The organism is Chitinophagales bacterium (assembly GCA_013816805.1).
Taxonomy (GTDB): domain Bacteria; phylum Bacteroidota; class Bacteroidia; order Chitinophagales; family UBA10324; genus MGR-bin340.
This window is the reverse complement of record JACDDS010000015.1, coordinates 94720-103257: the sequence shown is the minus strand read 5'-3', so window position 1 is coordinate 103257 and position 8538 is coordinate 94720. Positions and strand designations below refer to the sequence as shown.

6 protein-coding genes and 1 pseudogene are annotated in these 8538 nt (G+C 42.4%); all 7 read left to right on the top strand.

Annotated features, from left to right (window positions below):
- Nucleotides 1-1424: 1424 nt before the first annotated feature.
- Nucleotides 1425-1952, top strand: coding sequence for a putative metal-dependent hydrolase (locus H0W62_12820; protein MBA3649412.1), 528 nt, complete (start codon nucleotides 1425-1427; stop codon nucleotides 1950-1952).
- Between the two features lie 61 nt (nucleotides 1953-2013).
- A complete protein-coding gene (locus tag H0W62_12815) occupies nucleotides 2014-3807 on the top strand; it encodes an acyl-CoA dehydrogenase family protein (GenBank protein ID MBA3649411.1) in 1794 nt (597 codons plus the stop codon).
- Between the two features lie 11 nt (nucleotides 3808-3818).
- Nucleotides 3819-4202 (top strand): RNA-binding S4 domain-containing protein, encoded by a 384-nt coding sequence (locus H0W62_12810; protein MBA3649410.1) that lies wholly within the window; start codon nucleotides 3819-3821, stop codon nucleotides 4200-4202.
- Between the two features lie 112 nt (nucleotides 4203-4314).
- Nucleotides 4315-5094, top strand: coding sequence for a DUF3800 domain-containing protein (locus H0W62_12805; protein ID MBA3649409.1), 780 nt, complete (start codon nucleotides 4315-4317; stop codon nucleotides 5092-5094).
- Nucleotides 5095-5257: 163 nt separating this feature from the next.
- Nucleotides 5258-5485: a hypothetical protein gene (locus H0W62_12800; GenBank protein ID MBA3649408.1), complete on the top strand. Its 228-nt coding sequence runs from the start codon at nucleotides 5258-5260 to the stop codon at nucleotides 5483-5485.
- 96 nt (nucleotides 5486-5581) lie between these two features.
- Nucleotides 5582-6943, top strand: a pseudogene (locus tag H0W62_12795) (DEAD/DEAH box helicase family protein).
- 177 nt (nucleotides 6944-7120) lie between these two features.
- Nucleotides 7121-8536, top strand: a complete 1416-nt coding sequence (locus H0W62_12790) for a hypothetical protein (protein ID MBA3649407.1) — start codon at nucleotides 7121-7123, stop codon at nucleotides 8534-8536.
- The last annotated feature ends 2 nt before the right edge of the window (nucleotides 8537-8538 follow it).

The following is an 8538-nucleotide window of genomic DNA, read 5'->3' as shown; positions in this document are numbered from 1 at the left end:
TATCCTGATAATTTGTTCTTCGGTGAATTTTTCTCTTTTCATGACCAGTTAAATTTAAAACTGTATTTTCTATTTTTAACTGGCCCTATTTTATGGGGAGCTTACAAAGCCAAAAGAAATTAAAAAATCTTTGAACATTGCTTACGCTTACCCCCCGCCCCTAAAGGGGAGCACCACGGCACAAATAGTTCCATGAGATAACATCTTGCAAATCGACACAGTTTCAATCAATGCGGAAAACCGGCATTATAAAAACAGAAACATGAGCGAAGACAAGGAGCGAAGGAAAAGGAAAAATACATAACCTCAAATCTGCAAACTATTTGGTTCCAATAAATTTCAATCAAAGCTTTTATTTTTCCGAGTGGAGCCTGGGAAGTGGTTCTGGTTTTATTAAGCCTTGATTTTTTGTTTCTTTTGGATCAAGCCAAAAGAAATTAAAAAATATTTGAACATTGCTTACGTTACCCCTGCCCCAAAGGGGAGCACCACGGCTCAAATAGTTCCAGGAGATAACATCTTTCAAATCGACACAGTTTCAATCAATGCGGAAAACCGGCATTATAAAAACAGAAACATGAGCGAAGACTAAGAGCGAAGCTGAAGGAAAAATATGTAAAATCAAAGCTCTAAAGCAATTGTTTCAATGAAATTTAAATCACAGCTTTTATTTTTCCGAGTAAAGCCTGGGGAAGTGGTTCCGGTTTTATTAAGCCTTGTCCCGAATACTCGGGATTGTTCTTTTGGATCAAGCCAAAAGAAAATTTAAAATAAATGATGAGAAAACTCAATAACAATTAATTTTTTCTTATTCGCTTATCTTACCAGCTATTAGAATCTATTCAACACTTAGCGAGGAATTCTAAAAGTAAAGCACGAGCTAAGTAATTGAGCAGAGGAAAAGGAAAAATGTGTAAATAAAATTTTGATAGTAAAATTTATAACAAACTTGGTAAACAGCTTTCATTTTTCTCAGGTGGAATTGGGCAGCGCTTTTATTTTTAGAGAACTTTGATCTTTTGTTTCTTCTGGATCAAGCCAAAAGAAAATTTAAAATAAAAAGGATCAACTAATAACTATTTATCTTTTTCTGATTCTCTTTTACCTTGTCGAAATATTAGAATCTATTCTACTCTTAGACCGGCATTCTAAAAATATAGCACGAGTTAAGTAATTGAGCAGAGGAAAAGGAAAAATGTGTAAATAAAATTTTGACAGTAAAAATTATAACAAACTTGGTAAACAGCTTTCATTTTTCCCAGGCGGGATTGGGCAGCGCTTTTATTTTTAGAAGCCTTGATCTTTTGTTTCCTTTGGATCAAGCCAAAAGAAAATTTAAATTAATATCCATTTAACTTTTTCATATCATTAAACCATCTTAAAAAAAATATAAAATGACCACTGAAGCCGTTGCTAAAAACCCAATCGAAAAACTCCGCTATCCAATTGGCCCATTCCAAACAGGAAAGACCTATTCCGATGAAGACCTAAAAAAATTCGTCGATACTCTCGAAGCATTTCCTGCCCAGCTAAAAAAAGTAGTAAGAGGATTACGAAAAGAACAGCTCGATACACCTTACCGTAATGAGGGCTGGACAGTCCGCCAGGTCGTCCATCACATCTTCGACAGCCATGTACACGCCTATATAAGGTGCAAGCTTGCCATCACGGAAGATAACCCGGTGATAAAACCTTACGATGAAAAAAAGTGGTCAGAATTGAAAGATGCAAGGATACTCTCCCCGCTCATCTCCCTGTCGCTGATCGATAACCTCCACAAGCGTTGGGTTATTTTTTTAAGATCATTAAAGCCCGAAGATTTTGACCGCACCTTTTTTCATCCCGAACATAACAGAACTTTTCAATTACGGGAGATGCTTGCCATGTACGCCTGGCATTGCAACCACCACTTTGAACACATCAACCAGTTACGGAAATCAAAAAAGTGGTAATTTGGATTAGTGCTTTAAACGGATTCTTAACCCCATATATTAATTATTAAAACTCATATGCATGACATCCGAAAACCTCATCCAAAGTGTTACCAAAGGCGGAGAATTTCTCATTAAAGAGACTTCCACAGCAGGTCTTTTCATTCCCGAAGAAATCAATGAAGAGCAAAAGATGATCGTTCAGATGGCGCGCGATTTTATGGACCAGGAGATCCTGCCTGTTGCTGACCGCCTCGAGCACCAGGAGCCCGGACTTGCAGTAGAGCTGCTGAATAAGGCAGGTGAGCTGGGCTTGCTGGGTGCCTCCATTCCCGAAGAGTATGGCGGGTCTAACAAGGATTATGTCACCACTACATTTATCACGGAAGTGCTCGGTTCCTCCGGCGCCTGGGCAGTCTCCATGTCCGCACACACGGGTATCGGCACGTTGCCCATTCTGTATTTCGGTACCGAAAGCCAGAAGAGAAACTATTTGCCCAGGCTTGCTACCGGCGAATTAAAGGCAGCCTACTGCTTAACGGAGCCTGGCTCCGGCTCCGATGCGCTGGCAGCCAAGACCACTGCAACCCTCAGCGACGACAAACAATCGTGGATCATCAATGGCCAGAAGATGTGGATTACGAACGGAGGTTTCGCAGATATTTTTATCGTGTTTGCAAAGATCGATGGAGAGCAGTTCAGCGCTTTTATCGTAGAGGCATCCGCGCCAGGTGTTTCCCGCGGCGAGGAAGAAAAAAAGATGGGCATCAAAGGCTCCTCTACGCGACAGATATTTTTCCAGGAGGTAAAAATCTCCGTGGAAAATCTGCTTGGCGAAGCCGGTAAAGGTCATCTGATCGCTTTCAATATCCTCAACATCGGGAGGCACCGCCTTGCTGCCGCTGCCGTAGGCGGTTCAAAAAGATTGAGCGATCTCTCAGTACAGTATGCCATTCAGCGGGAGCAGTTCAGGAAGCCGATCGCCTCTTTTGGTGCGATCCAGTACAAGCTCGCAGAGCAGGCTGTCCGCATCTTCGTTAATGAATCGGCCTTATACCGCCTTGCTGCTGATATTGAAAATTTAAAGACAGAGTTGCTGGAAGGCGGTAAACAATACCATGAAGCACTGATGGGTGCGGCGGAAGAATATGCCATCGAGTGCGCCATCCTGAAAGTCTCAGGCTCGGAGATGGTGGACTACGTGGTGGATGAGACGGTGCAGATCTACGGAGGCATCGGTTTTTCCGAAGAATATGCCCCTGCGCGCGCCTACCGCGATGCACGCATTAACCGAATCTTCGAAGGCACCAATGAGATCAACCGCCTGCTCTCTATTGACATGTTATTGAAGCGGGTGATGAAGGGAAAGCTTGACCTGATGGCTCCTGCCATGGCAGTACAGAAAGAGCTGATGAGCATCCCTAAGTTTGCCGATAGGGAAGAAAAAATATATGGATATGAAAAGAAGCTCCTGGCAAATATGAAAAAAGCGTTCCTGATGACGGCAGGCGCCGCAGTGCAGAAGCTCGGGACAGCACTGAGCGAAGAGCAGGAAATAATCATGAACGCCGCCGACATGCAGATAGAAATTTACCTGTTTGAATCTGCCTTGCTTCGTGTCGAAAAATTAAGTGAACTCTGGGGTACAGAAAAGGTGGCACTGTATGAAGATATATTGCGCGTGTGGCTTCACGATTCCATGCTGCGTATAGAAGCTGCAGGACGAAACGCCATTGAATCTTTTGCCGAAGGCGATGAGCTGCGCATGCTGTTAATGGGATTGAAGCGCTTCACCAAACAGGAGCCTTTTAATTGCAAAAATGCCCGAAGGAAAATTGCTGCAAGGCTGGTTTCAGAAGGCCGGTATTGCTTCTGAAGAAAGAACGAATGAACAATACTCCCGAAAAAGTAAGGATCGATAAATGGCTGTGGGCTATGCGCCTCTTTAAAAGCCGCTTTATTGCCGCCGAAACCTGCGACAAGGGAAAAGTAAAGATAGCTGACCAGCAAGTAAAGGCTTCCAGGAATATAAAGGTGGGCGACATGATTAGTATTCGCAATGGTGCATTTACGATGCAGTTCGAAGTGCTTCAGTTAACGGAAAACAGGCAGCCAGCTAAATCCGTAGCGGACTTTTGCAAAGACATTACACCTGAAGAAGAATTGGATAGAATAAGAGTCCATTCCATTGAAACTAGCGCTTATCGCAAGCGTGGCGAGGGCAGACCCACTAAAAAAGACCGAAGAGAGCTGGATGAGTTTATTTCATAGCTTCTTTATTGGGATGAATAGGTCTGAAATAACGCGGGGAATTCACCTCTTGAAAATGGAAAAGTATGATGAGAACTGAATTAACTTACAATACTTATATCGTTTTATTAATATGAAGTTGAGGATTTACATTGATGAGGTTGGAAATAGTGATTTGGGCAGTTCGGATGACCCCAATCATCGATTTCTTAGTCTCACGGGAGTTATTCTTGATTTGAGTTACGTTAAAGATGTATTGACTCCTGAAATGGAAGCGTTAAAAACAAAGTATTTCGAATCACATCCTGATGACCCTGTTATCTTTCATCGAAAGGAACTATTGAATAAGAAATTTCCCTTTCATCCTTTAAGAGATCCGAAATTGGAAGCACAGTTTAATATAGAATACCTGGGTTGCTTAAAAAGGTGGCAATATAAAATCATCACCATATTGATTGATAAAAAAGAACATGCTGCTCGCTATACCACATGGCGATATGATCCTTATCATTATTGCATGGCAATTATATTTGAGCGTTTTCATCTACGACTGCAGGAATTAAAAGTGGTAGGAGACATGATGTTTGAATCAAGGGGTGGCAAAGAAGACATGCGATTAAAGGAATCGTATCGCGGAATATTTCTCAACGGTACGTCTTATATAAAGCCGATGGAGATCGATGAGACACTAACCTCACGAGAACTAAAGATTAAACCCAAGTCAGCAAACATCAGCGGACTGCAACTCGCCGATCTGCTTGCATATCCGTCAAGAAGATTTGCTCTTAAGCATTATAATCTCCTTACCGATGAGCGAATAACTTTTAATGAAAAAGTAATTGAAGTAATAGAAGATAAATTTTTCAAAAGAGAAAGCATATTGGATGGATACGGACTTAAATTATTACCATAAAAAAACCCCGCAAAGCGGGGCAAAGGCATTTGTACCTTCCACCTCCGGAAAACCGGATTACCTCAAAGATACTGTCATATACATTTAAAACCATAGTTTAATTATTTTCTTTTTTTTACCATCGAATTTCTCCATCAAACCCTTCCTCGAAGACACAGCAGACATGATTACTATTCGTAAGGGAGCATTTACGATGCAGTTCGAAGTGCTTCAGTTAACGGAAAACAGGCAGCCAGCTAAATCCGTAGCGGACTTTTGCAAAGACATTACCCCTGAAGAAGAATTGGATAGAATAAGAGTCCATTCCATTGAAACTAGCGCTTATCGCAAGCGTGGCGAGGGCAGACCCACTAAAAAAGACCGAAGAGAGCTGGATGAGTTTATATCTTAAAGTGTCTTTTTTATTGATGCATATTTTATCGTAATCTTTCCAGGTGGTTGGAATTATCAGGTTCAAAGGAGAGATTTACCAATAAATTTTTAGTGATTGTCCCACGCAAACCAGGATCCTGAACAGCTTGCCCGCGATGAAATTGATCAGCTATTGCTTGCAAGTGGTTGGCTTGTGCAATCTTTCAAACAAAAAAATATTGCTGCCGGTTTAGGTGTTGCCATTCGGGAATACCCAACTGATACCGGTCCTGCAGATTACATTCTCTTCGTTAATAAAACTGCTGTTGGTGTTATTGAAGCCAAGCGTGAAGAAGAAGGCGTTCGCCTTACCATGCATGAGGATCAAAGTGCAGACTATGCAACTTCAAAGTTGAAATATATTATCAACAACAACCCTTTGCCTTTTGTGTATGAGAGCACCGGCGAGTTAACCCGGTTTACAGATTATCGTGATCCCAAGCCACGGTCTCGTCCTGTGTTCAGTTTTCATCGTCCTGAAACATTTGAGAAGTGGTTAAGAGAAGATGCGACACTACGCAAAAGAGTATTTGATATACCGGCACTGCAACCAGATGGTTTGCGTGATTGCCAGGTTACAGCCATCAATAATTTAGAGAGATCATTTAAGGAGAACAGACCAAAGGCATTGGTACAAATGGCAACAGGTTCGGGGAAAACGTTCACTGCCATCACAAGCATTTACAGGTTATTGAAGTTTGCAAAAGCAAAGCGGATTCTTTTTTTAGTAAATACAAGAAATCTTGGTGAACAGGCAGAACAGGAATTTAAAAAGTTTCTACCACAGGATGATAACCGGTTGTTTCCTGAACTGTATGGTGTTACAAGATTAAACAGTTCTTTCATACCCAACGATAGCCAGGTTTACATCAGCACCATTCAACGATTGTATTCCATTTTAAAAGGAACAGAATTAGATGAACGCGACGAAGAGGAAGACCCTGCGTCGAAGAAGTGGAAGCCTAAAGAACCTTTGCCTGTTGTGTACAATCAAAAAGTTCCGATGGAGTTTTTTGACTTTATTGTAATTGATGAATGCCATCAAAGCATCTACAATTTATGGAAACAGGTACTTGATTATTTTGATGCCTTCCAGATTGGGTTAACAGCCACACCTGATAACCGGACGTTCGGCTACTTCGAACAAAACTTAGTAAGTGATTACGGTTACCAGAAAGCCGTTGAAGATGGTGTGCTGGTTCCCTACAATGTATTTGAAATTGAAACAAAGATCACTAAAGAAGGATCGAAGATTAGCTTGGGTGAATACATAGACATCCGGGAAAAACTCACCCGCAAAAAGTTTTGGAACAAGCTGGATGAAGATGTTGAATACTCCGCAAAGCAACTCGATGATAAAGTTGTAAACCCGAATCAAATAAGATTAATCATAAGAGCAGTACGGGATGCGCTGCCAACCATCTTTCCTGATCGATGGACCTCACCCCCGACCCCTCTCCAACAAGTTGGAGAGGGGAGGCATTCAGCACAGCCCTTGCCTGTTGGAAATACTGCTAACGATGTTGCATCGTCGCAAAGCGAGGTCAGTGCGGTGGCTGCTCCCTCTCCAAGTCCCTTGGAGAGGGCGGGGGGTGAGGTGTTCGAAGTCCCCAAAATGCTCATCTTCGCCAAGAGCGATAGCCATGCCGACGACATTATTCAAATAGTTCGTAAAGAATTTGCAGAAGAAAATAAGTTCTGTAAAAAGATAACGTACCGCAGCAACGAAGGACCAGAAAAAGAAGAACCCAAAACTGTACTACAACAATTCCGCAGGGAGTATTATCCCCGCATTGCGGTAACGGTCGACATGATTGCAACCGGCACAGACATACGACCCCTCGAAGTATTGTTGTTTATGCGTGATGTTAAAAGCCGGAGTTATTACGAGCAAATGAAAGGCAGGGGCACACGCACCTGCAGCCTCGAAGAACTACAACTTACCGGAACACGGGCAGCCAAATTCACCAAAGACCATTTTGTAATCATCGATGCAGTCGGCGTAGAGAAAAGCCAAAAGACCGACAGCCGACCATTAGAACGTAAGCCCGGCTTAAGCATCAAAGAATTGCTCGAAGGCATACACATGGGCAATAAAGACGAAGACATGCTAACCACCTTAGCCAACAGGCTCATCAGGTTAGACAAGCAGATAAATGAAAAAGAGAAAGCAGGCTTCGCAGAAAAAGCAGGAGGCAAAACAATCAACCAGGTTGTAAAGCAACTGCTGAATGCATACGACCCGGATACGGTTGAGAGTTTAGAATTAAGAGTTATGAGTGAAAACCCCGATGCCTCACCCGCACACATTCACTCTGAACTCATAACTCATCACTCTAAACTAATTGAAGACGCCACCGCACTCTTCAACGACTACGAACTGCGCAACTACATTATTGATGTTCGTAAAAAGTACGACCAGTTTATAGATCACATCAACCCCGATGAAATACTCAACATGGGTTGGGTGAAAGACAATAAGGCTGCGGCAGAAAACACCATACACGATTTTACCGCTTGGATGCAACAGCACAAAACAGAGATAACCGTGCTGCAAATATTCTACGAGCAACCTTATCGCCGCCGCGAGGTAACGTACACCATGATAAAAGACCTTGTAGAAAAGCTAAAGCTCGATAAGCCTTTGCTTGCGCCGTTGCATGTATGGCGTGCTTATGAGCAACTCGAAAAAGTTACGGGTCAGCCAAAGAATGAATTAATCGCATTGGTGAGCCTGGTACGCAAGGTAAGCGGAGCCGATACCACCCTTACCGGTTTCGATAAAACGGTAGACAAGAATTTCCAGGACTGGATATTTAAGAAACAGGCAGGCACGCTCAAGTACACCGAAGAACAGGTACAATGGCTGCGGATGATAAAGGATTACATTGCCAACTCCTTTCATGTTGACAAAGACGATTTCGAACTCGACCCTTTTAACAAAGCTGGTGGCTTAGGTAAGTTTTACCAGTTGTTTAAAGAAGATTATGAAATAATATTGGATGAGTTGAATACTGAACTTGTCGCGTAAAA